This window comes from Ammoniphilus soli (assembly GCF_040813775.1).
Genome location: NZ_JBEGDL010000014.1, coordinates 109,570 through 135,727 on the forward strand (window position 1 = coordinate 109,570; position 26,158 = coordinate 135,727).

Here is a 26,158-nt window from a genome sequence, read left to right on the forward strand (position 1 = left end):
ATGAAAATTCGAGCGATGATTGCAGAGGATGAGCGCTTGGCTCGAGAAGAGCTAAAGTATTTGCTAGAGCAAGAAGGGATTGAGGTGCTTCCAAGTGCTGCAAACGGGATGGAGCTTTTGCAGCTGGTAGAGGAGCATGAGCCGGATGTCGTTTTCCTGGATATCCATATGCCAGAGATGCAAGGGCTGCAAGCGGCAAGGATGCTGTCTTCCCGTAAAAACTGTCCGTTTATTGTCTTTTCGACAGCTCATGACGATTATGCTGTAGAAGCTTTTGATCTGGATGCCGTAGATTATTTGCTAAAGCCATATGACCACCATCGTTTAAAGCAAACGCTACAGCGCATTCGATCCCGCATCGGGGAAGCAGGTTCTACTGAAATTTCTGTTCCTGTCTCTGGGCAGACATCCTCCAAAGTATCCAAGCTCCTGGTGGATGATGGAGAACGCTTGATTGTCTTAGATCCGGAATCTATTCTCTATGCCTCAAGGGAAGAGCGAGTGATTGAAATTCACACGAAAAACCAAGTTTATACGTCAAAAATGACGCTGCAGCAAATGGAGGAAAAGCTAAACAGCTATGCCTTTTATCGAACGCATCGCAGCTTCTTAGTCAATATGAACTATGTATTGGAGCTCATTCCCTGGTTTAACGGAACGTATAATTTGGTTCTGAATGACGGAAGGAGAACGCAGGTCCCTGTTTCGCGCTCTTCCGCTAAAGAGCTATTACAACGCTTGCAAAGATAAGCCTTTTTGGACCAGCCGTCTGAGGCTGGGTTTTTGCTATTCAAACATAAAAAATAACATTTCGCGCAAATTTTTATAATATAAGGAACCTTTTATATATAATGACTGTAAAGCGCTTACACAAAGAAGGAGGGTATGAATAAAAGATGAGTCAGGCGAAAAAATTATCCATCCCTAACGATGGGGAGCAGACGGTAAATTACACGGAAATTGTCCAATCCACCAAGTTTAAAAAGCTAATGAAGAGTAAGAACGGATTCATTGTACCGTTGTCCATTTTCTTTTTTGTTTTTTACTTTAGCTTGCCTCTGATGACCTCTTACACCAAGGTGCTAAACCAGTCGGCATTTGGACCTGTAACATGGGCCTGGGTGTTTGCTTTTGCCCAATTTATAATGACCTGGACATTGTGCATCCTCTACTCTAAAAAAGCAGAGAAGTTCGACGAAGATGTAAAACAGATTTTGGATGATATGAATAAGGGGAGGTAAGAAACGTGAATACAACAGCCTTTAGTTTATTTTTGATTATTGTATTGGGAACCCTTGTCATCACGTATTTTGCCTCCAAGAAAACGAAATCTACGAGTGACTTTTATACAGCGGGGGGAGGATTAACTGGTTGGCAGAACGGATTGGCTATCGCAGGCGATTATATGTCTGCCGCTTCTTTCCTAGGGATTGCGGGGACGATTGCTTTAGTGGGATTCGATGGTTTCTTCTACAGTATCGGATTTCTTGTGGCCTACTTGGTTGTATTGTACATCGTAGCGGAGCCGCTTCGTAACTTAGGGAAATACACCATGGCCGATATGATTGCCGCTCGTTTCAATGATAAGAAGATCCGCGGAGTAGCCGCTTTGAACACGATTTCTATCTCTATTTTTTACATGATTGCGCAGCTAGTTGGTGCCGGTGGACTTATTAAATTATTACTAGGACTTGATTACACGACTTCCGTTTTAATCGTGGGTACGCTGATGACGATCTACGTGGTACTAGGCGGGATGACGGCGACAAGCTGGGTTCAAATCATAAAAGCCGTACTGCTTATGCTTGGAACCTTTGTGATCTCTGTGATTGTATTTGCGAAGTTCGGTTTCAGTTTTACCAATATGTTTGAACACATGAAGACGGCTACGCCTATCGGGGATGCTTTCTTAAATCCAGGAAATAAATATAAGGATCCAATCGAGACGCTTTCTCTTAACTTAGCTCTTGTATTGGGGACGGCTGGATTACCTCATATCTTAATTCGCTTCTTTACTGTTAAAGATGCAAAAACAGCTCGTCAATCGGTTGTAGTAGCTACATGGATCATCGGTATTTTCTATATCATGACGATTTTCTTAGGATTTGGCGCTGCAGCGTTTGTAGGTCATGAAACTATCTTGGCTGCTGACAAAGCGGGGAATATGGCAGCTCCATTGCTTGCTCAAGCGCTTGGCGGAGATTTCTTGTTTGCTTTTGTATCCGCTGTTGCTTTTGCTACGATTCTAGCGGTTGTAGCGGGACTTGTTCTTTCTGCGGCTTCTGCCTTCGCTCACGATTTCTATAGTCATATCCTTCGGCGCGGTCATGCGAGTGAAAAGGAACAAATGTTGGCTGCACGTTGGGCCTCGATTGGGGTAGCCATTCTATCTGTTATCTTAGCACTTTTTGCCCAAAGCTTGAACGTAGCTTTCCTTGTTGCGTTAGCGTTTGCTGTGGGAGCGAGTGCCAACCTGCCTGTTATCATCTTCACGATTTTCTGGAGAAGGTTCAATACAACGGGTGCGGTTACGGGAATGCTGGTAGGTTTATTGAGCTCCTTGCTTATCGTTGCATTAGGGCCGAATGTTTGGAATCCGGAAGTAGGTAAAGCCATCCTAGTAGGAGATCCTATCATCGGTTTATCCAATCCAGGGATTGTTTCTATCCCGCTAGGTTTCATCGCTGCATATCTTGGAACCATTCTATCGTCTTCTAAGGCTGATAGTAAGAAGTACGATGAAATTCTAGTTAAATCCAATACTGGTTATGGTGTGGCTGAAGTGGCTAACCATTAATATTCAAAGAAAACTTACTGCTCGCAAGAAACAGTAAATTTTCTTTATACTGTCAGAAACTATACCTTCGTTATACTAGTTGGACAGCACGAGGAAAACTTGTTGACGCAGAACTCAAGCTGGCGTCATCCAAGTTTTCTGGTACAACCCCTGGAAGTGTTGTTATAATGAGATAAAACTGGACTATTCTGGGGGAGGTCCAATTCCATGAATATATCAGGGGTAATTTTCTTTTTGGCGATCCTGGTTGGAACATTAGCCATTACGTATTCCGCTGTAAAACGGACGACAACCACCAACGAATTCTATGTAGCGGGGAACCGGTTGACGGGCATGCAAAATGGATTGGCTATCGCTGGTGATTATATGAGTGCGGCTTCGTTTCTAGGGGTTACAGGTACGATAGCGCTCTATGGGTTTGATGGCTTTTTTTATGCGATAGGGTTTTTAGTTTCCTATTTGGTTTTGTTGCTGATTGTGGCTGAACCTCTGCACAATTTAGGCAAGTTTACGTTAGCGGATTCTATAGCGGTACGCTTTGATCATCAGGGGCTTCGTGGGATGATCGCGATGAATACGATGGCGATTTCTATTTTTTATATGATTGCTCAGCTTGTAGGAGCCGGGGCTCTCATTCACCTCCTTTTAGATCTGGATCCCTCTATATCTATATTGATTGTTGGGCTGCTCATGACCGTTTACGTTGTGTTTGGAGGCATGGTAGCCACATCCTGGGTTCAAATCATCAAAACCATCATGCTTCTATCCGGAACCATCATCATCAGTCTCATTGTTTTATCCCGATTTCACTGGAACGTATTTGAAATGTTCACTTATGTGAATACAGCAACTCCATTGGGTGAAAGGTTTCTTCTGCCGGGGAATGAGCTTAAACATCCGCTGGAAACCATTTCCTTTCAGTTAGCCCTTATTTTGGGCACGGCTGGTTTGCCGCATATTATTACGAGGTTTTTTACCGTAAAGGATGCTGTGACCACGCGCCATTCCTTAGTTACCGCCACGTGGGTCATCGGTTTTTTCTATCTCATGACAGTGTTTCTCGGCTTTGGTGCAGCTGTGTTTGTCCCTTGGGAGAAAATGCAAGGAGGGAATCTGGCTATTCCTCTGCTTGCTCACGCTCTTGGCGGAGATTTTCTCATGGCTTTTATTTCAGCTGTAGCTTTCTCCACGATTCTAGCCGTTGTAACGGGGCTGGGATTGTCCGCGTCATCTGCTTTTGCCCATGATTTTTATAGCACGATCATTCGGAAGGGACAAGCATCTGAAGAAGAACAAATGATTGCAGCAAAGTGTTCTGCCGCTGTTGTTGGGATGACTTCTATCGTATTGGCCATTGCTGTGCAAAAATGGAACGTAGCTTTTCTTGTTTCTTTGGCTTTTGCTGTTGCAGCGGCAGCGAATCTCCCTCTAATTTTGTTAAGTTTGTTTTGGAGGCGCTTTAATCCTGTGGGAGCCATTTCGGGGATCCTGACTGGCTTGATCGCTTCGGTCGTACTAGTTATCCTCAGCCCGAATATCATGGATCCTGCAGTGGGTCTTATCCGTGCCGAAGCAATCTTTCCATTAAGAAATCCAGGGCTTGTCTCCATTCCTCTTGGGTTCTTAGGAGCGTATATAGGGACCCTGCTTTCAAGCGGGAAGAGTTATGTGGATAAGTACGATGAGTTGCTTTTTCGGGCTCACACAGGGACGGTATTGGAGAATAAGGGGGGACAATCTCCAGAACCTAAATAACGAAGAGAAGGCTGTCCCTAAAGGTCGGTAAAGACGATTTTTGGGGATCAGCCTTTTTTGGCGTTGGCCTCTATAGATTTGAAAAGGTAGGGTGCTGGGTTTGAAGTAGGTGGAGATTCTCCAATTAAACTTCAAAATCAGTATCTTATCTTGCATTTAAGTGGAAAAACGGCCACGAATGGCGGTGAAACGCAAAAATGATGGGATAGAGCTGAATTAGATGGAGATTTTCCCATTATTCCCCCATGTTTTTGTTTGATTTTAAGTGACGTTTTTCCAATTATTCAACACAAGCTTTTTTACTCCATCATCACCTGGCAGGCTAAGCGATAACCGGCTTGGATGGATTCTTTTAGTTTTTCTCTTTCCTTATCGGTAGGTGAGTTTAGCAAGTTTTTCCCTTCCCAAATCCTGACGGTGCAGCGGCCACAGCTTCCTTTTGTGCATTTGTAGTCGATAGGAAAACCCTGATTTAGCGCAGCATTAAGGAGGGTTTGCTTTGGTTGAGATTCGATGATGAACGTTGAATTGTTTTGAGATACTTTTACAATTGATTTAGGCTTAGGTGGGGATTTTGGCACCATTGGCTTAGGCAATTCGATCTGTCTCAAGGATATCGCAGGTTGCTTGCTATTAGGTTTTAGGGAACCAACGGATAACGGCCGTTTTTGCATAGTTTACCTCCGTCAATTTTCAACCATCATAACATGGTTCTTAGAATAAACAAAATGCGATTATATTATATTGAAAATTCGGCGGGATTGAAGTACGATTACCACATCATGGAAGAAGTGTGGAGTTTTAGAGGAGGTACAAATGAACATCGAATCTCAATATTACCCCTATCGATCCCAACGGAATGTGGTGTACGCGAAGAAAGGCATGGTGGCTACCTCCCAGCCTCTTGCTGCCCAGGCAGGGCTGGATATTCTGAAGAAGGGCGGCAATGCCGTCGATGCGTCTATTGCTGTAGCGGCATGTCTAACCGTAGTGGAGCCAACGTCAAATGGCATTGGTGGAGATGCATTTGCACTTGTATGGATAAAAGGAGAGCTTCATGGTTTAAATGCGAGCGGAACCGCACCGCAGGGGATCTCCATTGATAAGCTCAAGGAAGCAGGCTACAAGGAAATGCCGAAATACGGCTGGATTCCTGTAACCGTCCCTGGAGCGCCCTCAGCCTGGGCTGCCTTATCAGAACGTTTTGGAAAGCTGCCGCTAACCGAGACACTCCAACGGGCTATTGAATACGCCGAGAACGGATATCCCATTTCCCCTACGTTAGGGAAAAGCTGGAGGGCCGCTGTTAATCAATATCAAGAAGAATTAAAAGAAGAATGTTTTAAGCATTGGTTCGAGGTTTTTGCCCCGGAAGGAAGAGCGCCCCAAGTGGGGGAAATCTGGAGATCAGCTGAACACGCAAAGACTCTTAGATCAATTGCAGAAACGAAGGGGGAATCCATCTACCGGGGAGAGATTGCGGATCGAATTGACCAATTCTCTCGAGAATATGGCGGCTACTTGAGAAAGGAAGACCTAGCGGCCTATAAGCCGGAATGGGTAACGCCTATTTCTGTAAATTACCGAGGTTACGATGTCTGGGAGATACCGCCAAACGGACAAGGGCTGGTCGCACTCATGGCCTTAAAAATCTTAGAGGGATTCGAATTTACGGCAAGAGATCAAGCAGATACCTTGCACAAGCAAATTGAGGCCATGAAGCTGGCTTTTGCGGATGGGCTCCAGGAAATTACCGAAATGGACCAAATGAGGGTCAATGTCGAAAGGTTACTTTCTGAAGAGTATGCTAGGCAAAGAATGGCCTTAATTGGAGAGCGTGCCCTAGCTCCGTTCCCCGGTCAACCTCCAAAGGGAGGAACGGTTTATCTTGCCACAGCGGATGAAGAAGGAAACATGGTTTCCTTTATCCAGAGCAACTACATGGGGTTTGGTTCTGGTTTAGTTGTTCCTGGGACAGGAATTGCTCTGCATAACCGGGGACATAACTTTACTTTAGATCCAACGCATGTAAATGGTTTGGCTCCCGGAAAAAAACCGTACCATACGATTATTCCTGGATTCCTCACTAAAGATGGAAAGGCTGTAGGGCCATTTGGGGTGATGGGTGCTTTTATGCAGCCTCAAGGGCATGTGCAAGTGATGATGAATATGATTGACTTCCAGCTCAACCCCCAAGCGGCCTTGGATGCTCCTCGTTGGAGATGGATTAAGGACAAAAAGGTTGAGCTGGAAATCGGTGTTCCTGACCATTTAGCTTTATCTCTCGCAGACAAGGGGCACCAAATTGAGTGGGCCCTCGGATCAGAAGGCTTCGGCCGCGGGCAAATCATTATTCGATTAGAAAATGGAGTGCTGGCGGGAGGAACGGAGCCTCGAACAGATGGAGCCGTGGCGGCATGGTAGTTTACTGGGAGTTGTTTTTAGGTTTTTTTCGGGCTGGTGTGCTCGGTTATGGAGGGGGGCCTTCTTCTATTCCTCTGTTTCATAAGGAAGCAGTTGACCGGTATAAATGGGTGACAGACGAGGAATTTGGCAACCTTTTAGCTATAGCCAATACCCTGCCTGGACCGATTGTGACCAAGTTAGCCGGTTATATCGGATACCAAAAGGCAGGATTGATCGGTCTTATTGTTGCTACGGCAGCTACGGTGGTTCCTACGGTTTTGCTGATGGGTCTGTTGCTGGGTTCCCTTTATGCCATCAAAGATGCTTCATGGGTTGTAGGGATGACAACGGCTGTTCAGCCTGTGATTGGCGTCATGATGTTTGTTCTGGCCTACGATTTCTTAAAAAGGTCATGGCAGGGGGAAGGTCGAATGCTCACGCTTAGCCTAGTTGCCGTAAGCATTATTGCCCTTGAGCTACTAGATTTGCATCCCGCCTTATTAATTGGCATTCTGTTGTCCTATGCACTCCTATGGGGTGGAAAAAAAACTCCGGCAGAGGGGCAGGAAGTGCAAAAGGAGGCGGCGAACAAATGATTTTGTGGGAAATCTTCCTTGCCTTTTTTATTCCAGGTATCGTGGGGTACGGAGGAGGTCCTTCTTCCATCCCGCTTGTTCAATATGAAATTGTTGACCGATATGGCTGGTTGAGCAGTGAGGAATTTGGGAATGTATTAGCCTTAGGAAATGCCTTGCCTGGTCCGATCAGCACCAAAATGGCGGGGTTTATCGGGTATCAAGTGGGGGGCATATTAGGCTCGATTATTGCGATATTTGCCACAGTTGCCCCATCCTTATTAGCCATGATGTTGTTAATGGGAGTGCTGAACCGGTTTAAAGATTCCCCTCGGGTCAAAAAAATGACGGCGCTCATCCGGCCTGCTGTTGCAGTCATGCTAGGAGCCATAGCCGTTCAGTTCGTTATGAATGGTTACGCGAAGGCAGGTGTAGGTCACACGGCATTTCTTATTATTGCCAGCTTTTTGCTCATGGAAAAATGGAAGGTACACCCCGCCTTTGTCATTCTAGGGACACTTGTCTATGGCGGGCTGGTATTGGGATGAAAACAAAAAACGGGGATGTAATCCCCGTTATGCGTTAAGATACGCCAAGTAATTCATTCATCAACTGAATTCGTTGACTGATAAGGCTGATCAAGTTATTCACTTCAATCGTTTCGTAGTCAGAAAGCTTGCTTATACTTAAGGCCTCAATAAGGTCCTTTCTTTTGGCATCCAACTCACTTATGCTATAGGACTCGTAGATTTCCTCTCTCGTATAGGTGATAGGCATGATTATGGTTTCGCTCCCCTCTTTGGTATACCAGTTCTTGTACATACTAAACTATAATATGAATGAGCATTCATTTAAAGTTAAAAGATTCGATATATATCGACAAATAAACAACAAAATTTATTCAAGGATGTGGAAAAATGAAAACTCATCTTGTTACAAGCGATTGGCTAAAGGAGAAATTATCGGACTCCTCTGTAAGAGTTGCAGATTGCAGATTTACACTAGGAAAGCCAGAGGCTGGAAAGCAGGCTTATGATGAAGATCATATTCCGGGCGCTGTTTACTTTGATTTGGAGAAAGATATGTCCGGAGCAAAAGAGAAGCATGGCGGAAGGCATCCATTGCCGAAGATTGAAGATTTTGTTGAGAAACTCGGACAAGCCGGTATAAGCGAAAAGACCATAGTGGTGGCTTATGACGACCAAGGAGGAGCCATGGCCTCCCGTCTATGGTGGCTGTTGCAGTATTTAGGTCATGATCAGGTATATGTGCTTAACGATGGCTACTCGTCTTGGAAGAAAAAAGGATACCCGGTAACCTCAGAGGTTTTACAGCCGAATCCAGAACGCTATGAAGCGAAAGTCCAAGAGGAGATGGTGGCCGATATCAATTGGGTGAAAGCCAAGAAGGATGCAGAAGAAGTCATTTTAATTGATTCCCGCGAAGAAAGAAGATATAAAGGACTTGAAGAACACATTGATCCTGTAGCTGGACATATTCCGGGAGCAAAAAACTACTTTTGGAAGGGTGTCTTAAACGACGAAGGAACCTGGAAAGAAGAAGAAAGCTTGAAGCAACAGTTCAAGGACATAGATCCATCCAAAGAAATTATCGTGTACTGCGGATCAGGGGTTACAGCTTGTCCTAATATTCTTGGCTTAAAAGAAGCAGGCTATGAAAAGGTGAGGCTCTATCCAGGCAGCTGGAGTGATTGGTGCTCGTATCCCGATAATCCAGCAGGAAGGGAAGAAGAGTAGAGGAATGGATCAGCCGAAAATCATCATTGTCGAGGGTAAGACAGATAAGGAAAAGCTCTTGCAAATTCTCAATGAGCCTGTAGAAATTGTTTGTACGTATGGGACTTTAAGCGAGGATAAAGTTGAGGATATCATATTGCCCCTTCAGGATGAGGACGTGTACGTCTTAGTCGATGCAGATGGTGCTGGGAATAAACTGAGGCAGCAGCTGAAACGCGAGCTTCCTAATGCAAGACATTTATATACCAGAAGAATGTATCGGGAAGTAGCTACAACTCCCCTCGAGCATTTAGCCAAAATACTGGATGACGCCCATTTTGCTGTTCATGAGGAATATCTAATAGAAGGAGAGTAGCTAATAAGAAGAGCTGTGTGCAGGTCAATCTGCATGCAGCTTTTTATATTTGATATTGTAAAGGTTTTGCATGCAACTTTAACGTTTTCTTAACCTTCTCAATTAAACATTAACACAATGAACATAGTAGATTAGTAATTTTCCCGTATGATATGAATCGTACTAAGGACAAGCTAATCCATTACATTCAGATAAAGAGGGAGAGGAAACAATGGAAAACATGAATCGACGTAAATTTTTGGGGTACCTTGGAACAGGAGCTGCTGCTCTAGCTGCTGCCTCTGCAGGTTTAGGAACTCTTGCTCCAACTGCTGAAGCTGCTAGTCCTGCAGATCATCTGTTCGAAACCGATAAAGTGAAAAAGACGAAGAAGGCTCAGGGATTTTTCAAGCCAATTGATATTGATTGGTCCAATGATCTTAAATTGCCTGAAGGCTTTACCTATGATGTTGTAGCTGTATACGGCGACGTCATTAATCCTGCAGGGGACACCTTTGGTTACAATGCAGATTTAAATGTATTCTTCCCGATCAATGGATCCAGTGAAAGAGGTTTGTTGTGGACGAACTGTGAGTATGTCACCGACAGTGCATTGATCGACAGCGCAATGCCAGCTTCTATGCAAGGGTCAAACTTGCTGACGAAACAGCTTTACCATCAAGGTGGAACCATTATTGAGGTTTATAAGGATGCGAATGGATCCTGGAAGATGGATCCTACATCCAAATATGCACGTCGTCACAATGGATTAACTGCCTTTAAGCTGGTTGGTAAAGCTGCCGGTTCTGCTGCAGTAGGTGGAGCTACAACCGTTCAGGGAACATGGGCCAACTGCTCTGGTGGGATGACTCTTTGGAATACTGTTCTTTCCTGTGAAGAGAACTATGAGAGTCAAGCTAAAAAAGCTGGATTGCCCTCTGAACACTATGGCTGGGTTATCGAAGTAGATCCTTTCGATGTGACAGATGCTGGTGCAGACAAGAACTTTGCTCCTCGCAAGCACACAGCGCTTGGACGTTTTAACCATGAAAATACATCCATGGGTCTTACAAAAGATGGACGCATAGCTGTTTATATGGGTGATGATAAAAAAGACGCCTGTATTTATAAATTCGTTTCGAATGGAAAATATAATGCTGCTGCTGGGAAAGAAAACTCCAAATTGCTTGAGGATGGTACGCTTTATACAGCTGATATGAAGAAGGGCGTTTGGATTCCGCTAGACATTGAAAAAACCCCTAAATTGAAAGAGAAATATTCCACACAGGCTGAAGTTCTCGTTAATGCACAAGAAGCAGCCTTGCTAGTGGGAGGGACACCGACCGATCGTCCAGAAGATACGGAAATTAGCCCGTTTGACAACACGATTTTTATTGCACACACCAATAACGATAATCACGGTAACATTCATGGTCACATTACTCGTTTCTATGAAAAAGATGGTGACCTTGGTTCTCTGGAATTCACCTTTGAAATCTTTGCTGCAGGCGGACGTCAAAGTGGATTCAGCGCCCCTGACAACTTGAGCTTTGACAGCAATGGGAACCTTTGGACGGTAACGGATTACAGCCCTAGAAACGATAATATTATGGGTCCTTTTGGAAATAACTCTATGTTTGTTATCCCGACTTCTGGACCAAATACTGGTGAAGCATTCCGTTTCGCTTCCGGTCCATCCGGATGTGAATTGACAGGTCCTTGGTTTACACCGGATGAAAAGACTCTATTCCTTTCTGTTCAGCATCCGGACGGTACATGGCCGCACCGTGCTGGCGACACGATCGCTCGTCCAGGTGTCGTCGCTATCAAAGGATTTAAATTCTAGGAGGTTGAAAAACTATGTTCTCTAACATCGGAATTCCCGGATTAATCTTAATCCTGGTCATTGCCTTAATTATCTTCGGGCCTTCCAAGCTTCCTGAAATCGGACGTGCTTTTGGACGTACCTTAACCGAGTTCAAGAGCGCAACCAAAGGGTTAGTTTCAGGTGACGACAAGGAAGAAGTGAAAGCAGAAGAAAAGAAGCCTGAACTTGTAACTGTCGAAAAGAAAGACAAGCCTGCTGTTTAATACACGGGGATGTAGATGGGGACACCCGTCTGCATCCTTTTTATATCTAAGGAGGGAAATATGGGACAACAAGATATGCACCTGGTAGAGCACTTGGGTGAATTGCGCAACCGGCTGATCAAGACCGCGATTGCTTTTCTTGTAGCTCTTGTGGCATCTTTTATCTATGTTAAGGATATATATGACTGGCTAGTCAAGGACCTAGATCAAAAGCTAGCTATTCTAGGTCCAAGTGATATCCTTTGGGTATATATGATGATAGCGGGGGTGTTTGCCATTGCCGTGACCATCCCGGTGGCGGCATTTCAAACGTGGCGTTTTGTTTATCCCGCACTATCAAAAGAAGAGCGGAGGGTAACTCTAAGCTTTATTCCAGGGTTGTTTATTCTGTTTATGATCGGTATTTCATTTGGGTATTTCATCTTGTTTCCCAGCGTATTGGGCTTCTTAACCGCCTTGTCAGCTGCCCAGTTCGAAACGATGTTTACAGCCGATAAATACTTCCGGTTTATGTTAAACCTTACGCTTCCGTTCGGGTTTCTATTTGAGATGCCTCTTGTGGTCATGTTCCTTACGCGCCTTGGAATTCTGAACCCGGTACGCTTAGCGAAGGCTAGAAAACTGGCTTATTTCTCCCTCATTGTCGTTTCCGTACTTATTACGCCGCCAGATTTCATTTCGGATATTTTAGTCCTGATCCCTTTGCTGGTACTTTATGAAATTAGTGTCACATTATCGAAGTGGGTATACAGAAAAAGACTGTCAGAGGAAATAGAAGCCTAAGCCTAAACCATCAAAGAAGAATTGCCAAAATTTAAGGCTGAGTTTTTTAAAGCGTTGGCTCACCCTTTAAGGATCAGAATTCTGGAGCTGCTTTCGGAGGGCACGAAGAATGTAAATGAACTGAAAACCATTTTAAACAGTGAAGGCTCGGCTGTTTCTCAACAGTTAGCGATATTAAGAAACAAGAATATTGTCTCTTGGCGTAAGGAAGGAACGAGTGTTTTCTATGAGCTGCGGGATCCGATGATTAAAGATCTGCTAGTAGTGGCAAAAAAAATTTTTAACAACCACTTGGTTGATAACATTTCTATGCTCTATGCGATGCAAGAGACGAACAAAAAATAGAGGCTGCTAATTGATAGCACCCTCTATTTTTTTACCCTACTGACCGAGTATATAACCTCGTTGCATTATTTGGACAGAACGTGGAAAACTTGTAGCTTGCGCTACCCAGTTTTTTTGCGGTTTCGGATTTTAATATATTCTCGGGGCTGGAAAGGTTCAAACAGTTCAAGGTCAACTTGCTGAGCACGGGCGATCTGTACATCAGCCTTATTAGAATTCGGATGAATGGCTCCATACCGATTCATCTGTGCATGAAAAAACCAAGCTGATGCAAAAAGAGTAAAAAAGAGAAGAATCGCAACGATTGCTGATCTAAGGACCATATTTGCCACCTCTTTCATCTCATTAAGATGGGATAAAGAGGTGGTTTTTATACATTTGTCTTTTAAAAAAAAATTTTTTTTTCGGTGTTTCTACCTATATATAAGTTCGAGTAAAAAGGGGGAAATCAGAGTACGATAAGATGAAAAGACGAAGTTTTTCATATATAATGCAATTGTATGTACTTTGTTCCATCGGGAAAGGGAGGTTTTTGTTTTGGCCTGGTTACAGCTCGTCATCTTATCACCTTTTATTTGGGCCGTATTTATACCTTTTTTGTATAAATATGCACGCCGAATACATACGGGATGGTTTGTCCTCATTTTGCCCCTTTTGTTATTTACATACCTTGTCCAATTTCTTCCCATTGTTTCAAACGGAGATGTCGTTCAGCATACAGTAGAATGGATCCCCTCACTAGGCATTAATTTTACTGCTTATGTGGATGGGTTAGGTCTCCTATTCGCCTTGCTGATTACGGGAATTGGGACATTGGTGGTCTTGTACTCCATCTATTATTTGTCCAAGGGTAAGGAAGCGCTAAACTCGTTCTATGTTTATCTCCTGATGTTTATGGGAGCTATGCTTGGTGTGGTTTTATCCGACAATTTACTTGTACTCTATGTATTCTGGGAGTTAACTAGTTTAGCCTCCTTCTTGCTTATTGCCTATTGGTACCAAAGAGAAAAGTCTCGCTATGGAGCACTGAAATCCATGCTTATCACCGTTTACGGTGGCTTTGCTATGTTTGCAGGCTTCATCCTGCTTTATCTGATGACGGGTACCTACAGTATTCGTGGGATTATAGCGCAAGTGGGGGTCATTTCCACCCATGAGTTGTTCTTGCCTGCCATGCTGCTCATTTTGTTAGGGGCATTTACCAAGTCTGCTCAGTTTCCCTTTCATATCTGGCTGCCCGATGCGATGGAAGCGCCGACTCCAGTTAGTGCTTACTTGCATTCGGCAACCATGGTTAAGGCGGGGATTTACTTAGTAGCTAGACTAAGTCCGATTTTCGCAGGACAAGCCGAATGGTTCTGGTTAGTTTCAGGCTTTGGAATAGTCACTTTGTTCTGGGGCTCATTCTCGGCGGTAAAACAGACGGACTTAAAAGCTATACTGGCTTTCTCAACCATCAGTCAATTAGGTCTAATTATGTCTTTGCTAGGATTAGGCTCGGCGGCTGTTCATTTTGGCTATAGCAAAGAAAGTGCCGTATATACAACAGCGACGCTTGCAGCCATTTTCCATTTAATCAACCATGCCACATTTAAGGGAAGTCTCTTCATGGTGGTAGGTATCGTAGATCATGAAACAGGGACAAGAGACATTCGCAAACTAGGCGGTCTGATGTCGCTTATGCCGATTACCTTTACACTAGCGATTATTGGAACATTTTCCATGGCGGGGCTTCCGCCGTTTAATGGTTTTCTAAGTAAAGAGCTCTTTTTTACAGGTGTGTTAAATGCGAGCAAGCTGGACTTGTTCAATATGCAGACCTGGGGCATGTTATTTCCTGTTCTTGCTTGGGTAGCTAGTGTATTTACTTTTATCTATAGCATGGTCCTGGTATTTAAGACCTTTACCGGCAAGCATCAGCCGGAAAAACTGGATAAAAAGCCCCATGAAGCTCCACTGGGAATGTTAATTCCTCCTATTATCCTGGCTTCATTGGTTGTCATCTTTGGGACTTTTCCGAATCTCCTGTCTTATACGCTCATTGAGCCGGCCATGGCTTCTATCTTGCCAAGCTTATTGGCTCCGGATCAGCAGTTTTATGTCAATATTTATCATTGGCATGGGGTCACGACAGAATTGTTGATGACTTTCGGTGTAGTTGCGCTTGGAACAATTTTATATCTGAGCCTCGCTAAATGGTCAGGAATTTATAATTGGTTCCCTAAGAAGCTAGCCCTTAATCACTTCTATGATCAAGGTCTTGTTTCCATGGAGAGAATCTCGAATGCCATTACCCGCTTCCATATGACAGGCTTCATCCGTGATTACCTGGTGTATATTTTTGCTTTCCTGATCATTTTGATCGGTGGTGGGCTGTTTGCCTTAAACGCGTTTTCGTTTGATGCATCTCAAACATCGCCAATCGGGATCTATGAAGTGATTATGGCTCTAATCATGGTCGCTGCAGCCATAGCGGTTCCCTTTTTTGAGTCTCGTCTATCAGCCATTCTTTCGGTTGGTGTCGTAGGCTTCATGTTGGCATTGTTCTTCGTCGTATTTAGAGCGCCGGATTTGGCATTAACCCAGCTAATTGTAGAAACGGTTTCAGTCGCGTTATTCCTGCTCTGTTTCTATCACCTGCCTAAGCTTAAGAAAGAAATGGGGCGCATTCCTTTTAAAGCAACGAATTTCATCATTTCCGTTGGAGTAGGGGTCGTGATGATGCTGGTTGCCTTCTCGGCTACGGCAAACCGACTGTTTGTCCCGATCTCCGAATATTTCTTGGAGGCGAGCTATAAGGAAGCTGGAGGAAAAAACGTGGTTAACGTCATCCTGGTAGATTTCCGGGGATTCGACACTATGTGGGAGATTTTAGTGTTAGGGGTTGCATCATTAGGTGTTTATTCCATGATTAAATTGCGTCTGGCTAGGAGGGATGATCTTGAGAACGAATGATGTAATTCTACAAACTGTTACACGAACGATTTCGTTCATCATTCTCCTGTTTTCGCTATACTTGTTTTTTGCAGGACATCACAACCCCGGTGGGGGGTTTATCGGAGGCTTGATGACGGGTGCAGCGTTGGTCCTGCTTTACGTTGCGTATGACATCGAAACGATAAATAAGATTCTTCCTATCGATTATAAAAAGATGACGGCATTAGGGCTGCTGATTGCCGTTTCAACGGGACTTGGATCTTTTATTTTCAACGTTCCTTTTCTCACCCATTCCTTCGGATATTTCTATCTGCCCTTCCTGGGCAAAACAGAGCTGGCTACGGCCGTCCTGTTTGACTTAGGTGTTTATCTGACCGTTGTTGGTGTCACCATGACCATTATTCTAGCCATTGGGGAGGATGATGAATAATGGAAATCCTAATGTCGGTGGTTGTCGGTATTTTATTTATGGTAGCCACTTATTTGATATTAACGAAGAGTATCTTAAGGATTATTCTTGGGACGGGTATTTTGAGTCATGCCGTTCATCTGCTCATATTGACGATGGGCGGTTTGAAAACCGGGTCTCCTCCGCTTTTAGGGGAGGAAGCAGCCTTGTATACCGATCCGCTCCCGCAGGCCCTCATCCTGACGGCCATCGTAATCAGCTTTGGTGTGACGGGTTTTTTCTTCGTCTTAGCTTATCGGGCCTATAAGGAGCTGGGAACGGATGATATGGATAAGTTAAGGGGAAATGATCATGAATAACCTTGTTGTGCTACCCATTGTTCTTCCTGTCCTCACAGGCATTATTCTTATCTTCCTCCGCAGCCAGATTGGGTTGCAAAGATGGATAAGTTTTGCATCGGTATTGGTATTAACTGCAATTTCAGCCAATATGGTGCAACAAGTTTATACGGAAGGCATTCAGACGTTATACCTTGGGGGATGGAAACCGCCATACGGAATTGTTTTAGTGGCAGATATGTTTGCCAGCTTGCTTGTCCTGACGACAGCGATTGTGGCCCTAGGCTGTTTATGGTTTTCGTTTCGCTCCATAGGTGCAGAGAGAGAAAAATTCTACTACTATCCGTTTTTTCAATTTTTATTGGCAGGTGTCAGCGGATCGTTTCTGACAGGGGATATTTTTAACCTGTTCGTTTTCTTTGAAATCATGTTGATTTCTTCCTATGTACTTATTGTCTTGGGTTCTACTCGAATCCAGCTTCGTGAAACCTTGAAATACCTACTGGTCAATATCGTATCGTCTGCCTTATTTGTCGCTTCTGTTGCGTATTTATACGCGATTACGGGGACGTTGAATATGGCCGACTTATCGGTGAGGGTGGCTGAAGCCGGTCAAGCAGGGGTGTTGAATGTTGTTGCCTTAATGTTTCTGGTTGTCTTCAGCTTGAAGGCCGGTTTATTTCTTTACTTCTGGCTGCCTGGTTCCTACAGTGCACCGCCTACTCCGATCGCCGCCTTGTTTGCGGGGTTACTGACAAAAGTAGGGATCTACGCGATCTTCCGGACGTTTACGCTCATTTTCTATCACCAGCCCGAAATTACTCATCAGGTCATTGCCTGGATGGCTGCAGCAACTATGATACTTGGAGCCATAGGGGCTGTTGCGTTTTGGGATGTTCGCCAAATCCTGGCCTATAATGTGGTCATTGCTGTTGGTTTCATTGTCTTTGGGCTCGCGGCGTTTAACACAGCAGCGATTGAAGGAGCAATCTTTTACCTGATCCACGACATGATTGTCAAGGCTCTTCTGTTTCTGCTAGGGGGCGCCATGATTGGCATTGCCGGAACGAGTAATCTAAAAAAGATGGGCGGTCTCATCAAATACCATCCCGGTTTAGGCTGGATGTTCTTTGTTGCAGGACTTGCTTTAGCCGGGGTACCTCCATTGAGCGGCTTTATTGGTAAGCTGTTGGTTGTTCAAGGGGGCCTTAGTGCACAAATGTATTGGATTTCAGGAATTAGCTTAGCAACGAGCTTGCTTGTCCTGTATTCGATCATCAAGGTATTTATGAATGGATTTTGGAAGGAAACCTTGTTGAGCCCTGAAGAGGAAAAAGGCAGTGATAAAGGCTTGTTGGCCCCATGTGCAGTATTGCTTTTCTTCACGATTGCGTTGGGATTAGGAGCCGATTATGTCTATCCGTATATTGAGATTGCCGCGGAAACGCTAATGGATCCGAATATCTACATTCAAGCGGTGCTAAAGGAGTAGATGACTATGGCCGTCCAAGTATTGTTGAATTTTTTGCTTGCTTTTATCTGGATGTTTTTAAATCAAGATTGGAGTCCGGTGACCTTTGTTTTAGGTTACATCATTGGGCTGGGGCTCCTCTTCGCATTTCGCCGGTTCCTTCAGGCTCCGTTTTATTTTAGAAGAGTCATTGCTGTTGTGAATTTAATTTTACTTTTTATTAAGGAACTCATCCTTTCCAGTTGGAGTGTAATCAAATTGATTTTGCGGCCGAAGATGGATTTTCGGCCAGGAATCTTCGCTCTTCCTACGGTTTTGAAAAGTGATTGGGAAATTACCTTGTTGGCTTGTCTCATTACGCTGACTCCAGGCACATTATCACTAGAGGTGTCAGAAGAGGGAAATGTGCTGTACATACATGCCATGGACTTGCCGGATGCTAAAGAGGCTATCAACCAAATTAAGGGATCGTTTGAGAAAGCGATCATGGAGGTGACCCGATAATGTTTGAGACGTTAATTTCCCTATCTCTGATTATTCTTTCGGTATCAATTTTGGCTACCTTGTATCGGGTCTTTAAGGGGCCTTCTACTCCTGATCGGGTAATAGCCGCGGATTCAGTTGGGGTAAACATTATCGGACTAGTCGCCATCGTATCGGTAATGCTGGGCACCCAGGCTTTCCTGGAAATCATCTTGCTGCTTGCTATTCTTTCATTTATCGCAACGGTTTCCTACTCGAAGTTCTTGGAAAGAGGTGAAGTCATTGAGCGCAATCGAAATCGCTAAGATTTTTGCTGGACTGCTCCTTCTTATTGGCTCCCTGCTTAGCTTGCTTAGCACGTTCGGTCTCTTGCGCTTGCCTGATTTCTATAACCGTACGCATGCGGCAACGAAAGCCGCAACCCTTGGAATAATGAGTATTTTGTTAGGGGCTTTCGTTTATTTCTATGCAGTGGAGGGGATAGTCAGCGCCAAACTGCTATTGGCCATTGTTTTCGTGCTGATTACAGCCCCAGTAGGAGGGCATATGATTGGCCGAGCAGCCTATCGAACGGGGGTCCCCTTATGGGAACAGACCATACAGGATGATTTGAAGAGGGATGATCAGAAGAAAGTGAAAAAGATGTCCAAGAAAATGAAAAAAGCAGTAGAACAGCAATAGATGGAAAAAACGTGTGGAGAGCAACGGTTCTTCACACGTTTTTTGATGTTATTTTACTTTCTTTAAACCGCCAACCTTCAATCGGCCGCCTACCCATTTAAAAATGGGACGGTATTTATTCCCCCATGACTTGAGAGCTCTTATATATAGAAACCTCGTAACCTTTGCGTACTTTAGCCGGTTTCTTCCTCGAGAGTTGTTATTTTTATGTTCCAAGCGATTATATAAAGTTTTGTTGATTCGTTTGAAGTGATAATGACCAGCAAGTTTCAAAAGAATTTGCCGATCCTCCGCATAACGGCCTTGTAAGGGGACGAGGTTGGACCAGCCATTTACCCGCCTTAGGGCGCGGGTTCGGTAAAAGCGAGGGTAAATCATTTGGTGCAGGGTAATAAAATCATACTTGTCTTTGATGACCGACTTTCTTTTTTTTCTCCTGAACTTGATCTTTCCGCTAGGATAAGCCTTCCAAACCTTTTCATGCCCATATACGACAGCTACGCGGGGATCTGCCTTTTCCATTTTCTTCACACACTTGGCTAACGTATGGGGTTCATACCAATCATCTGAATCCAGTTGAGCGAAATACTTGGTGCTGACAAGAGAAAGTGCGTGGTTTAACGTGTAAGAAACACCTTTATTTTGTTTTTGGCGTACATAGCGAATCCTGGGATCGGAGAGAAAGGGGGCAACGACTTGGCGAGTATGGTCTGTTGAGCCATCATCCATAATGAGGAGTTTCCAATTTTTAAACGTTTGGGACCGAACACTTTTTATCGTGCGGCGCAAAAAGGAAGCACGATTATAAGTAGGAATGACAACCGTAACAAGTGCTTGCTTCATATTCAACCTCCTCGATTCATCCTAGTCTATTATCATACACAGGAGAGGATGAAAAGGAGAGGGGGAATGCCCATGGTGGTTATGAATAGGCGGGATAGGAAAAAGGCTGCCTTCAATCCTGCAGATTGTTGGCAGCCTTTTTTCTTTCTGCGTTCCTTAAGACGCTTTGTGCATTATTCTTTCTTCTTCCACTTCACCAAATGCACTTTCCTTTCCAGGCAGAATGGCGTGCAGCAGAATGCCGAGGAAGGTAGCCATTGCTATGTTATCAATGGTCAGGTTAGCGATGATATTGCTGATGCTGATATCATGGAATTCTAATTTAAATCCGCCGATTCCGGTAACGAGGATGATGGCTGCAATGACCATGTTGCGTTTATCGGCAAAGTCAATCTTGTGTTCGACATACATTCTTACCCCTTGAGCGGCAATGATACCAAATAAAATGATGGTAACCCCGCCAAGAACAGGTTTTGGAATCGTCATGAGGGCAGCGCCTATTTTTCCCACAAAAGCAAAGATAATGGCAAAAATGGCGGCTAATCCAATGACGTTTCGGCTAAATACACGAGTAATGGCAAGAACCCCAATGTTTTCTCCATAAGTGGTATTGGGCGGTCCACCAATGAAGGCGGCTAAAGATGTGGCTAACCCGTCACCAAGCAGCGTGCGATGCAATCCTGGTTTTTTCATAAGGTCTCGATTCATCACCCGACCTGTAACGAGCAAGTGTCCGACGTGCTCGGCTAAAGTGACAAAAGCTACAGGAACGATAATCAGGGCAGCGATCCAGGCGCTTGGAGAACTAAATGCGCCAATAAGTTGTGTAGTAAGAAAGTGATTGGCAACCATGTCTCCTGGAGTGATGAACCAAGGGGCATTAGCGATCGATGCCAGGTCAATCCATTCTGGAAAACGAATGAGCGTATACACATAACCTACAATCATTCCTGTAAGGATGGGGATTACAGATAAAAATCCTTTGAAGTAGATATTCGCTACGACGGTTGTGAGTAAGGTAACAAAAGCGATTTCTACGGCTCCTACGGAATATTGGGTTTCAGCAGACAGAGGATTATTAATGGCCCAGCCGACAGCCACGCCAGCTAAGCTTAGACCAATAACGATAATGATAGAACCAATCACCATAGGCGGCAATAGACGGTTCAGCCAGTTAACGCCGATCCTCGATACAATAAGAGAAACGATGGCAAACACGATTCCGGCCAGCAAGCAGCCAAGCATCGCTGCACCCGGTCCTTCGCTCGCGGATACCGTGATAATGGGTCCAATAAAAGCAAACGACGACCCAAGATAATTGGGAACAAGTCCTTTGGTTAGGAAGATGTACAATAAAGTGCCCAAACCGCTAGAAAGAAGGGCAGCTTGGATATCCAGCCCCGTGATGAGCGGTACGAGAACGGTAGCGCCGAACATCGCAAACAAATGCTGTAAGCTCAAGGGGATCAGTTTCTGTATGGGCGGTGTTTCATGAACATCAATAAAATCCTTAGCCATACCATTAAACCTCCTCTATTTTCTCTTGGATGGTGACGCGCTCTTGCTGATCAATTTCGGAGAGTTCCACAACAATGATTTCTGATCTTGAGGTGGGGACATTCTTTCCGACAAAGTCAGGGCGGATGGGAAGCTCCCGATGACCCCGGTCAATTAAAACGGCTAGTTGAATCATCTCGGGCCGTCCGTTATCCATGAGGGCATCCAAGGCGGCGCGGACGGTTCGTCCGGTAAATAATACGTCGTCGACGAGGATGACCTTTTTATCTGTGATTTGTTCAGGAAGGACGGTGTTTTTCATGTTGGGCTGCTTGTCCTTCTCCAAGAGATCATCCCGATAAAGAGTGATATCCAATTCTTCAACAGGAATTCTTTCGCCCTCAATGTCTTGGATTCGAGTCGCTAAGCGATTAGCTAAGTAAACACCTCTTGTTCGTACTCCGACAAGAACGCAATTCGCGATTCCCTTATTGCGCTCAATGATTTCATGGGCAATACGAGTCAAAGCCCGGCGAATGGCGGCTTCATCTAATAGAACGCTTTTTTCTTGAAGTTTCTCTGATTTCATAAGTCCACCCCTTACTTATTAGGATTATTATTTCCAAATTTACATTTAGACCCAAAAAACTCCTTGCCATGTTCTGACAAGGAGTTGTTCGCACGTAAATAGAAGGATAGAAAGGTGGCCAGACTGGTCTCCTTTATCCTTAAGCACCGTACACCTTGTCAGCCTCTCGGGACTGCCCTTAAAGGTACCTATTTTATTGAACTATATTATGTCATGCGGTACAAGGGTTGTCAATATCAGTTTTTAGTGCCCCAAATGACCTGGGATTATGATATGATGAAACCAATGTTATTTACTATTGAACGGAAAAGGATGATCAGGGATGCAGGATCAATTATTTGCGAGACTTGAGGAGATGTATCCAGAGCTTGTAAAGATGCGAAGGGACTTTCACATGTATCCGGAGCTTTCCTTTCAGGAAGAAAACACCCCGAAGAAGGTTGCTGAGTTTTTGACAAAGCTGGGGTTGGAAGTTAGGACTCAGGTTGGCGGTCAGGGAGTCGTTGGCCTATTGCGAGGAGGGAAAACAGGTCCGACGATTGCTCTTCGTGCGGATTTTGATGCCCTTCCTATTCAAGATGAGAAGGATGTTGACTATAGGTCGCGAATCCCTGGAGTCATGCATGCTTGCGGACATGATGTGCATACGACCACATTGTTAGGAGTTGCCCAGGTATTGAGCGAAGTGCGTGATTGCTTGCAAGGGAATGTTGTCTTCATTCACCAGTTTGCTGAGGAGGTTGCACCGGGAGGAGCACTGCCGATGATTGAAGATGGTTGTTTGGATGGGGTAGATGTCATTTACGGTGCCCATGTCTGGTCTGGAATCCCTATAGGAAAGCTAGGGATCGTTCAGGGCTATATGATGGCGGCAACAGATGATTTTGAGATTGAGATAACGGGAAAAGGCGGGCACGGGGCGACCCCTCATCTCACCGTGGATTCACTTGTTGTGGGAAGCCAGTTAGTCCTCAATCTTCAGCAGATTGTAAGCCGGCGAGTGGACCCGTTGAAACCAGCCGTGCTGACCGTAGGTTCGTTTGTCAGCGGCAACGCCTATAATGTCATTCCTAATACGGCCAAGCTTATGGGGACGGTCCGTACCTTTGACGAAGGGGTAAGGGATATGATGGAGGAAGCGCTGAAGTCGGTAACCCAAGCGACTTGCTTAACAGCGGGGGCAACAGCCAAGGTGGTCTATCACAGAGGATATCCTGCGGTCTGGAATCACCCAGAGCCCACTCGGGTTATTGAGCGGCAAGCCAAAGAGGCATTGGGCGGAGAAAATGTTTTTGACATGGATCCGATTATGGGCGGGGAGGATTTCGCCTACTATCTTCAAAAAGTTCCGGGTTCCTTCTTTTTTATTGGAGGGGGCAACCCTGATTTAGGGGCGGAATACCCTCATCATCATCCTAAGTTTGATGTGGATGAACGCTCGATGCTGCTAGCAGGAAAGGTTTTTTTATCTACCGTTTTGCACCATATAGGATAAAACGACGAAGCTGGGGTTTTTTGCCCCGGCTTTTTTTTTTCTGGATAGGGAAAAGTATTGCATATAAAAATTATTATTTACAAAACCGGTTTAGTTCTTTATACTTTTTACTATACCGATTTAGTAAACCGATTTATCCACAAAACTATACTTTAAAAACGGTTACTTAATCGTTTACATTGGGAGAATTAAAATGAAAAAAGTGACTATGGCGGATGTCGCTCAGCTTGCCGGTGTATCCAAAAGCACCGTTTCTCAGTATCTAAACAGGCGTTTTGAATATATGGGCGAACAGACCAAGCAACGAATTGAAGAGGCGATTGAGGAACTAGGCTATCAGCCGAATGTTTTGGCTCGAAGCCTGAAGCAGAAAAAGACATCAACGATTGGTGTGATTGTTGCTAATATCCTGCATTCTTTAACGACACAGGTCATTCGTGCAATTGAAGATAAGTGCTTTGAGAGTGACTACCATGTTATCGTATGCAACACCGATGATGACCCTGCGAAAGAAAAAGGATATATTATGAATCTCATGGCTAAACAAGTCGATGGGCTAATCATTTTTCCTACAGGAGGAAATAGCGACTTGTATCAATCTTTGATTAAACAGAGGTTTCCGCTTGTATTTTTGGACCGGATCGTAAACGGGCTGCCCATAGATGCCATTCTCCTGGATAACCAGAACGCTGCAGAGATTGCTGTGCAAATCTTCATTCGCTACCACCATCGGCACATTGCGGTGATTAGTGCTTCTATTGAACGCCTGATTACGCCAAGGGTGGAGAGGCTGGAAGGCTTTAAGAAAGCGCTGTATAAATATGATCTTCCCGTTGTGGAGGAATTTATTAAAGGGTCAAAAGAACAAGACATACCCACGGTATTAGAGGAGATGTTTTCTTGTTCACCGCGTCCGACAGCCGTTCTGGCGGGGAATGACTTGGTTCTAATGCAAATCCTTAAATTTGTAAAAGAAAAAGGATTAAGCCTGCCTAACGATCTTTCCATCATTGGAATCGATGAAATTCCATTTGCCAGTCTATTTTCCCCCACTATCACCACGATTGCTCAACCGGCAGTTGAGATGGGGAATAAGGCGGTGGAACTCCTGCTTCGAAAGATCGAACAGGATGATGGAGAAGCCCAAACGCAAGTTTACCGATTTCATCCCCAATTGATTGAACGGGAGTCCGTTCGTAAGCTCGTACAAAACTAGTTAAATAGATGAGGTGAAAGCCTATGTTAGATGTCATCACCATTGGAGATGGGATGATTACCTTCAACCCTTCGGCAACTGGACCTATGAGGTTCGTCCAGTCATTCGATCGAAAGATCGGAGGAGCTGAGCTGAATTTTGCTATCGGATGCGCAAGGCTAGGGTTAAAGACAGGTTGGATCAGCCGCTTAGGCAATGATGAGTTTGGAAGATTTATTCAGTATAGTGCCAGAGGAGAAGGGATGGACGTCTCCCAAGTTAAGCTAGTCGATGGATATCCAACGTCTTTAAATTTCAAGGAAGTTATGGAAGACGGAGCGGGCCGGACCTTTTACTATCGAGCCAATTCTCCGACATCAACCATGACGCCGGATGATTTGGATGAGGAGTATTTCAAACAAGCCAAGCTTCTCCACGTTACAGGTGTATTTCCGGCGATTGGCGGGAATAACGTAGAAATTATTCGAAGAGCGCTTCAGCTTGCTAAGCAGCATGGGCTGCTGGTTTCCTTTGATCCAAACATCCGCCTGAAGCTATGGAGCAAGGAACAGGCAAAAGAAACCTTAACATCCTTCTTGCCTTTTGTAGATATTGTATTAACTGGTGAAGAAGAAGCCGATCTCCTTCTTAACGTAACGGAACTTGAAGCGATCAAGGAAAAGTTTATGGAGTATGGCGCGCGTTATGTCATTATTAAACGCGGTGAACATGGCTCGATAGGCTTTGACCGGGATCAAAAGGTGGAAGCCCCACCGATTCCAGCAAGAAAAGTCGTTGATACGGTCGGAGCGGGCGACGGGTTTGATGCAGGTTTTGTTTTTGGGATCTTAAATGGTTGGGAGCTTAGCAAAGCCCTTACCTTCGCTAACGCTGTCGGTTCCATGGTGGTAAGCGTAAAAGGGGACAATGAGGGACTTCCTCTATATGAAGATGTGCAAGCTTTTCTAGGCGAAAGGGAAGTTATTGAAAGATAGACTTAGTCTTAAAGTCAGAGGTGAACTCCATGAAATTACAGCTTGCGCTGGATCGCTTATGCTGGGAACAATGCTTCCAAGTGGTGCAGCAAGTTGAAGACGATATTGATTGGATTGAAATCGGAACAGGTGTCATTAAGGAATACGGGATGGCCATAGTACGCAAGATGAAAGAACAATATCCGCAAAAAGTGATCGTAGCCGATATGAAAACATGTGATGCAGGAAAGCATGAAGCCCAGCAGGCGTTCGACGCGGGAGCGGATATCACGACGGTAATGGCGTTCTCCGCAGACCGGACGATTGCAGATACCCTTGAGGTGGCCCCATGCCCATCAAGCTAAAACACATCATTACCCCCAAAACGAAGAAAATGCGCTAT

Annotated in this window: 30 protein-coding genes; 24 read left to right on the forward strand and 6 right to left on the reverse strand. The window is 44.6% G+C overall.

Translation table 11 applies throughout. The features are described from left to right. The 4 genes from ABLT31_RS23675 (at nucleotide 1) to ABLT31_RS23690 (ending at nucleotide 4,552) form a co-directional block, all read left to right on the forward strand. Nucleotides 1-750 (forward strand): LytR/AlgR family response regulator transcription factor, encoded by a 750-nt coding sequence (locus tag ABLT31_RS23675; RefSeq protein ID WP_367756378.1) that lies wholly within the window; start codon nucleotides 1-3, stop codon nucleotides 748-750. A gap of 146 nt (nucleotides 751-896) precedes the next feature. After that, nucleotides 897-1,241: a DUF485 domain-containing protein gene (locus ABLT31_RS23680; RefSeq protein ID WP_367756380.1), complete on the forward strand. Its 345-nt coding sequence runs from the start codon at nucleotides 897-899 to the stop codon at nucleotides 1,239-1,241. Nucleotides 1,242-1,246: 5 nt separating this feature from the next. Next, the gene (locus ABLT31_RS23685) at nucleotides 1,247-2,797 is read left to right on the forward strand and encodes a solute symporter family protein (protein ID WP_367756382.1); all 1,551 of its coding nucleotides are present in this window, start codon (nucleotides 1,247-1,249) and stop codon (nucleotides 2,795-2,797) included. Nucleotides 2,798-3,004: 207 nt separating this feature from the next. Continuing rightward, complete coding sequence (locus tag ABLT31_RS23690; protein WP_367756384.1) at nucleotides 3,005-4,552, forward strand: solute symporter family protein; 1,548 nt, start codon at nucleotides 3,005-3,007, stop codon at nucleotides 4,550-4,552. 299 nt (nucleotides 4,553-4,851) lie between these two features. Here ABLT31_RS23690 and ABLT31_RS23695 read toward each other — a convergent pair whose 3' ends face one another. Next, nucleotides 4,852-5,226 (reverse strand): 2Fe-2S iron-sulfur cluster binding domain-containing protein, encoded by a 375-nt coding sequence (locus tag ABLT31_RS23695; RefSeq protein ID WP_367756386.1) that lies wholly within the window; start codon nucleotides 5,224-5,226, stop codon nucleotides 4,852-4,854. A gap of 142 nt (nucleotides 5,227-5,368) precedes the next feature. Here ABLT31_RS23695 and ABLT31_RS23700 point away from each other — a divergent pair, with 142 nt between their 5' ends. Genes ABLT31_RS23700 through ABLT31_RS23710 form a run of 3 tightly spaced genes read left to right on the forward strand, consistent with a single transcriptional unit; the run spans nucleotide 5,369 to nucleotide 8,081 of the window. Further along, complete coding sequence (locus tag ABLT31_RS23700; RefSeq protein WP_367756388.1) at nucleotides 5,369-6,976, forward strand: gamma-glutamyltransferase family protein; 1,608 nt, start codon at nucleotides 5,369-5,371, stop codon at nucleotides 6,974-6,976. After that, nucleotides 6,970-7,554: a chromate transporter gene (locus ABLT31_RS23705; RefSeq protein ID WP_367756390.1), complete on the forward strand. Its 585-nt coding sequence runs from the start codon at nucleotides 6,970-6,972 to the stop codon at nucleotides 7,552-7,554. The genes ABLT31_RS23700 and ABLT31_RS23705 overlap by 7 nt, the downstream gene beginning before the upstream one ends. Beyond that, on the forward strand, nucleotides 7,551-8,081 hold the full coding sequence (locus ABLT31_RS23710) for a chromate transporter (protein WP_367756391.1): 531 nt from the start codon (nucleotides 7,551-7,553) through the stop codon (nucleotides 8,079-8,081). The genes ABLT31_RS23705 and ABLT31_RS23710 overlap by 4 nt, the downstream gene beginning before the upstream one ends. A 34-nt stretch (nucleotides 8,082-8,115) precedes the next feature. Here the strand turns inward: ABLT31_RS23710 and ABLT31_RS23715 are convergent, their stop codons facing one another. Next, entirely contained in the window at nucleotides 8,116-8,355 is a 240-nt protein-coding gene (locus tag ABLT31_RS23715; protein WP_367756392.1) for a hypothetical protein, read from the reverse strand. A 95-nt stretch (nucleotides 8,356-8,450) separates the two neighbouring features. On the opposite strand from ABLT31_RS23715, the gene ABLT31_RS23720 reads away from it, so the two are divergent. From ABLT31_RS23720 to ABLT31_RS23745, 6 genes are all read left to right on the forward strand, one after another. After that, nucleotides 8,451-9,290, forward strand: coding sequence for a sulfurtransferase (locus ABLT31_RS23720; protein ID WP_367756394.1), 840 nt, complete (start codon nucleotides 8,451-8,453; stop codon nucleotides 9,288-9,290). A 4-nt stretch (nucleotides 9,291-9,294) separates the two neighbouring features. Beyond that, a complete protein-coding gene (locus tag ABLT31_RS23725) occupies nucleotides 9,295-9,645 on the forward strand; it encodes a toprim domain-containing protein (RefSeq protein WP_367756396.1) in 351 nt (116 codons plus the stop codon). A 211-nt stretch (nucleotides 9,646-9,856) separates the two neighbouring features. After that, nucleotides 9,857-11,470 (forward strand): PhoX family protein, encoded by a 1,614-nt coding sequence (locus ABLT31_RS23730; RefSeq protein ID WP_367756399.1) that lies wholly within the window; start codon nucleotides 9,857-9,859, stop codon nucleotides 11,468-11,470. A 14-nt stretch (nucleotides 11,471-11,484) separates the two neighbouring features. Beyond that, nucleotides 11,485-11,715 (forward strand): twin-arginine translocase TatA/TatE family subunit, encoded by a 231-nt coding sequence (locus tag ABLT31_RS23735; RefSeq protein ID WP_367756401.1) that lies wholly within the window; start codon nucleotides 11,485-11,487, stop codon nucleotides 11,713-11,715. Between the two features lie 60 nt (nucleotides 11,716-11,775). Next, a complete protein-coding gene (gene tatC / locus ABLT31_RS23740) occupies nucleotides 11,776-12,498 on the forward strand; it encodes a twin-arginine translocase subunit TatC (RefSeq protein WP_367756403.1) in 723 nt (240 codons plus the stop codon). A 21-nt stretch (nucleotides 12,499-12,519) separates the two neighbouring features. Next, nucleotides 12,520-12,843 (forward strand): ArsR/SmtB family transcription factor, encoded by a 324-nt coding sequence (locus tag ABLT31_RS23745; protein ID WP_462976528.1) that lies wholly within the window; start codon nucleotides 12,520-12,522, stop codon nucleotides 12,841-12,843. Between the two features lie 101 nt (nucleotides 12,844-12,944). Here ABLT31_RS23745 and ABLT31_RS23750 read toward each other — a convergent pair whose 3' ends face one another. Continuing rightward, nucleotides 12,945-13,166 (reverse strand): hypothetical protein, encoded by a 222-nt coding sequence (locus ABLT31_RS23750; RefSeq protein WP_367756405.1) that lies wholly within the window; start codon nucleotides 13,164-13,166, stop codon nucleotides 12,945-12,947. A gap of 214 nt (nucleotides 13,167-13,380) precedes the next feature. On the opposite strand from ABLT31_RS23750, the gene ABLT31_RS23755 reads away from it, so the two are divergent. Genes ABLT31_RS23755 through mnhG form a run of 7 tightly spaced genes read left to right on the forward strand, consistent with a single transcriptional unit; the run spans nucleotide 13,381 to nucleotide 19,162 of the window. Beyond that, nucleotides 13,381-15,798 (forward strand): Na+/H+ antiporter subunit A, encoded by a 2,418-nt coding sequence (locus ABLT31_RS23755; RefSeq protein WP_367756407.1) that lies wholly within the window; start codon nucleotides 13,381-13,383, stop codon nucleotides 15,796-15,798. Then, nucleotides 15,779-16,210, forward strand: a complete 432-nt coding sequence (locus ABLT31_RS23760; RefSeq protein WP_367756409.1) for a Na(+)/H(+) antiporter subunit B — start codon at nucleotides 15,779-15,781, stop codon at nucleotides 16,208-16,210. The genes ABLT31_RS23755 and ABLT31_RS23760 overlap by 20 nt, the downstream gene beginning before the upstream one ends. After that, nucleotides 16,210-16,548, forward strand: a complete 339-nt coding sequence (locus tag ABLT31_RS23765) for a Na(+)/H(+) antiporter subunit C (RefSeq protein WP_367756411.1) — start codon at nucleotides 16,210-16,212, stop codon at nucleotides 16,546-16,548. Before ABLT31_RS23760 ends, ABLT31_RS23765 begins: the two co-directional genes overlap by 1 nt. Continuing rightward, on the forward strand, nucleotides 16,541-18,019 hold the full coding sequence (locus ABLT31_RS23770; protein WP_367756413.1) for a Na+/H+ antiporter subunit D: 1,479 nt from the start codon (nucleotides 16,541-16,543) through the stop codon (nucleotides 18,017-18,019). The genes ABLT31_RS23765 and ABLT31_RS23770 overlap by 8 nt, the downstream gene beginning before the upstream one ends. 6 nt (nucleotides 18,020-18,025) lie before the next feature. Continuing rightward, entirely contained in the window at nucleotides 18,026-18,502 is a 477-nt protein-coding gene (locus ABLT31_RS23775; RefSeq protein WP_367756415.1) for a Na+/H+ antiporter subunit E, read from the forward strand. Beyond that, entirely contained in the window at nucleotides 18,502-18,786 is a 285-nt protein-coding gene (locus ABLT31_RS23780) for a Na(+)/H(+) antiporter subunit F1 (protein WP_367756417.1), read from the forward strand. The genes ABLT31_RS23775 and ABLT31_RS23780 overlap by 1 nt, the downstream gene beginning before the upstream one ends. Then, nucleotides 18,764-19,162 (forward strand): monovalent cation/H(+) antiporter subunit G, encoded by a 399-nt coding sequence (gene mnhG / locus ABLT31_RS23785; RefSeq protein ID WP_367756419.1) that lies wholly within the window; start codon nucleotides 18,764-18,766, stop codon nucleotides 19,160-19,162. Before ABLT31_RS23780 ends, mnhG begins: the two co-directional genes overlap by 23 nt. A gap of 48 nt (nucleotides 19,163-19,210) precedes the next feature. Here mnhG and ABLT31_RS23790 read toward each other — a convergent pair whose 3' ends face one another. The 3 genes from ABLT31_RS23790 to pyrR form a co-directional block, all read right to left on the reverse strand. Next, nucleotides 19,211-20,005 (reverse strand): glycosyltransferase family 2 protein, encoded by a 795-nt coding sequence (locus ABLT31_RS23790; protein ID WP_367756421.1) that lies wholly within the window; start codon nucleotides 20,003-20,005, stop codon nucleotides 19,211-19,213. A 156-nt stretch (nucleotides 20,006-20,161) separates the two neighbouring features. After that, nucleotides 20,162-21,523 (reverse strand): solute carrier family 23 protein, encoded by a 1,362-nt coding sequence (locus ABLT31_RS23795; protein WP_367756423.1) that lies wholly within the window; start codon nucleotides 21,521-21,523, stop codon nucleotides 20,162-20,164. A 4-nt stretch (nucleotides 21,524-21,527) separates the two neighbouring features. Beyond that, nucleotides 21,528-22,091, reverse strand: a complete 564-nt coding sequence (pyrR, locus tag ABLT31_RS23800; protein WP_367756425.1) for a bifunctional pyr operon transcriptional regulator/uracil phosphoribosyltransferase PyrR — start codon at nucleotides 22,089-22,091, stop codon at nucleotides 21,528-21,530. Between the two features lie 322 nt (nucleotides 22,092-22,413). Between pyrR and ABLT31_RS23805 the strand changes: the two genes are divergently transcribed. The 4 genes from ABLT31_RS23805 to ABLT31_RS23820 all read left to right on the forward strand — a co-directional run bounded on the left by ABLT31_RS23805 (nucleotide 22,414) and on the right by ABLT31_RS23820 (nucleotide 26,120). Beyond that, nucleotides 22,414-23,586 carry a M20 metallopeptidase family protein gene (locus ABLT31_RS23805; RefSeq protein ID WP_367756427.1) on the forward strand — a complete coding sequence of 391 codons (1,173 nt, stop codon included), beginning with the start codon at nucleotides 22,414-22,416 and terminating at the stop codon, nucleotides 23,584-23,586. A 193-nt stretch (nucleotides 23,587-23,779) separates the two neighbouring features. Then, nucleotides 23,780-24,802 (forward strand): LacI family DNA-binding transcriptional regulator, encoded by a 1,023-nt coding sequence (locus ABLT31_RS23810; RefSeq protein WP_367756429.1) that lies wholly within the window; start codon nucleotides 23,780-23,782, stop codon nucleotides 24,800-24,802. A 23-nt stretch (nucleotides 24,803-24,825) separates the two neighbouring features. Next, a complete protein-coding gene (locus ABLT31_RS23815) occupies nucleotides 24,826-25,776 on the forward strand; it encodes a sugar kinase (protein WP_367756431.1) in 951 nt (316 codons plus the stop codon). A gap of 29 nt (nucleotides 25,777-25,805) precedes the next feature. Beyond that, nucleotides 25,806-26,120, forward strand: coding sequence for an orotidine 5'-phosphate decarboxylase / HUMPS family protein (locus ABLT31_RS23820; protein ID WP_367756433.1), 315 nt, complete (start codon nucleotides 25,806-25,808; stop codon nucleotides 26,118-26,120). The last annotated feature ends 38 nt before the right edge of the window (nucleotides 26,121-26,158 follow it).

Coding starts and splice junctions, on each gene's coding strand:
- ABLT31_RS23815 (WP_367756431.1), top strand. CDS start 24,826: ATGTTAGATGTCATCACCATTGGAGATGGGATGATTACCTTCAACCCT.
- ABLT31_RS23810 (WP_367756429.1), top strand. CDS start 23,780: ATGAAAAAAGTGACTATGGCGGATGTCGCTCAGCTTGCCGGTGTATCC.
- ABLT31_RS23795 (WP_367756423.1), bottom strand. CDS start 21,523: ATGGCTAAGGATTTTATTGATGTTCATGAAACACCGCCCATACAGAAA.
- ABLT31_RS23730 (WP_367756399.1), top strand. CDS start 9,857: ATGGAAAACATGAATCGACGTAAATTTTTGGGGTACCTTGGAACAGGA.
- ABLT31_RS23820 (WP_367756433.1), top strand. CDS start 25,806: ATGAAATTACAGCTTGCGCTGGATCGCTTATGCTGGGAACAATGCTTC.
- ABLT31_RS23690 (WP_367756384.1), top strand. CDS start 3,005: ATGAATATATCAGGGGTAATTTTCTTTTTGGCGATCCTGGTTGGAACA.
- ABLT31_RS23775 (WP_367756415.1), top strand. CDS start 18,026: ATGGCCGTCCAAGTATTGTTGAATTTTTTGCTTGCTTTTATCTGGATG.
- ABLT31_RS23780 (WP_367756417.1), top strand. CDS start 18,502: ATGTTTGAGACGTTAATTTCCCTATCTCTGATTATTCTTTCGGTATCA.
- ABLT31_RS23805 (WP_367756427.1), top strand. CDS start 22,414: ATGCAGGATCAATTATTTGCGAGACTTGAGGAGATGTATCCAGAGCTT.
- ABLT31_RS23760 (WP_367756409.1), top strand. CDS start 15,779: ATGATCTTGAGAACGAATGATGTAATTCTACAAACTGTTACACGAACG.
- ABLT31_RS23715 (WP_367756392.1), bottom strand. CDS start 8,355: ATGTACAAGAACTGGTATACCAAAGAGGGGAGCGAAACCATAATCATG.
- ABLT31_RS23680 (WP_367756380.1), top strand. CDS start 897: ATGAGTCAGGCGAAAAAATTATCCATCCCTAACGATGGGGAGCAGACG.
- ABLT31_RS23705 (WP_367756390.1), top strand. CDS start 6,970: ATGGTAGTTTACTGGGAGTTGTTTTTAGGTTTTTTTCGGGCTGGTGTG.
- ABLT31_RS23770 (WP_367756413.1), top strand. CDS start 16,541: ATGAATAACCTTGTTGTGCTACCCATTGTTCTTCCTGTCCTCACAGGC.
- ABLT31_RS23700 (WP_367756388.1), top strand. CDS start 5,369: ATGAACATCGAATCTCAATATTACCCCTATCGATCCCAACGGAATGTG.
- pyrR (WP_367756425.1), bottom strand. CDS start 22,091: ATGAAATCAGAGAAACTTCAAGAAAAAAGCGTTCTATTAGATGAAGCC.
- tatC (WP_367756403.1), top strand. CDS start 11,776: ATGGGACAACAAGATATGCACCTGGTAGAGCACTTGGGTGAATTGCGC.
- ABLT31_RS23720 (WP_367756394.1), top strand. CDS start 8,451: ATGAAAACTCATCTTGTTACAAGCGATTGGCTAAAGGAGAAATTATCG.
- ABLT31_RS23735 (WP_367756401.1), top strand. CDS start 11,485: ATGTTCTCTAACATCGGAATTCCCGGATTAATCTTAATCCTGGTCATT.
- ABLT31_RS23765 (WP_367756411.1), top strand. CDS start 16,210: ATGGAAATCCTAATGTCGGTGGTTGTCGGTATTTTATTTATGGTAGCC.
- ABLT31_RS23675 (WP_367756378.1), top strand. CDS start 1: ATGAAAATTCGAGCGATGATTGCAGAGGATGAGCGCTTGGCTCGAGAA.
- ABLT31_RS23695 (WP_367756386.1), bottom strand. CDS start 5,226: ATGCAAAAACGGCCGTTATCCGTTGGTTCCCTAAAACCTAATAGCAAG.
- ABLT31_RS23725 (WP_367756396.1), top strand. CDS start 9,295: ATGGATCAGCCGAAAATCATCATTGTCGAGGGTAAGACAGATAAGGAA.
- ABLT31_RS23750 (WP_367756405.1), bottom strand. CDS start 13,166: ATGGTCCTTAGATCAGCAATCGTTGCGATTCTTCTCTTTTTTACTCTT.
- ABLT31_RS23710 (WP_367756391.1), top strand. CDS start 7,551: ATGATTTTGTGGGAAATCTTCCTTGCCTTTTTTATTCCAGGTATCGTG.
- ABLT31_RS23790 (WP_367756421.1), bottom strand. CDS start 20,005: ATGAAGCAAGCACTTGTTACGGTTGTCATTCCTACTTATAATCGTGCT.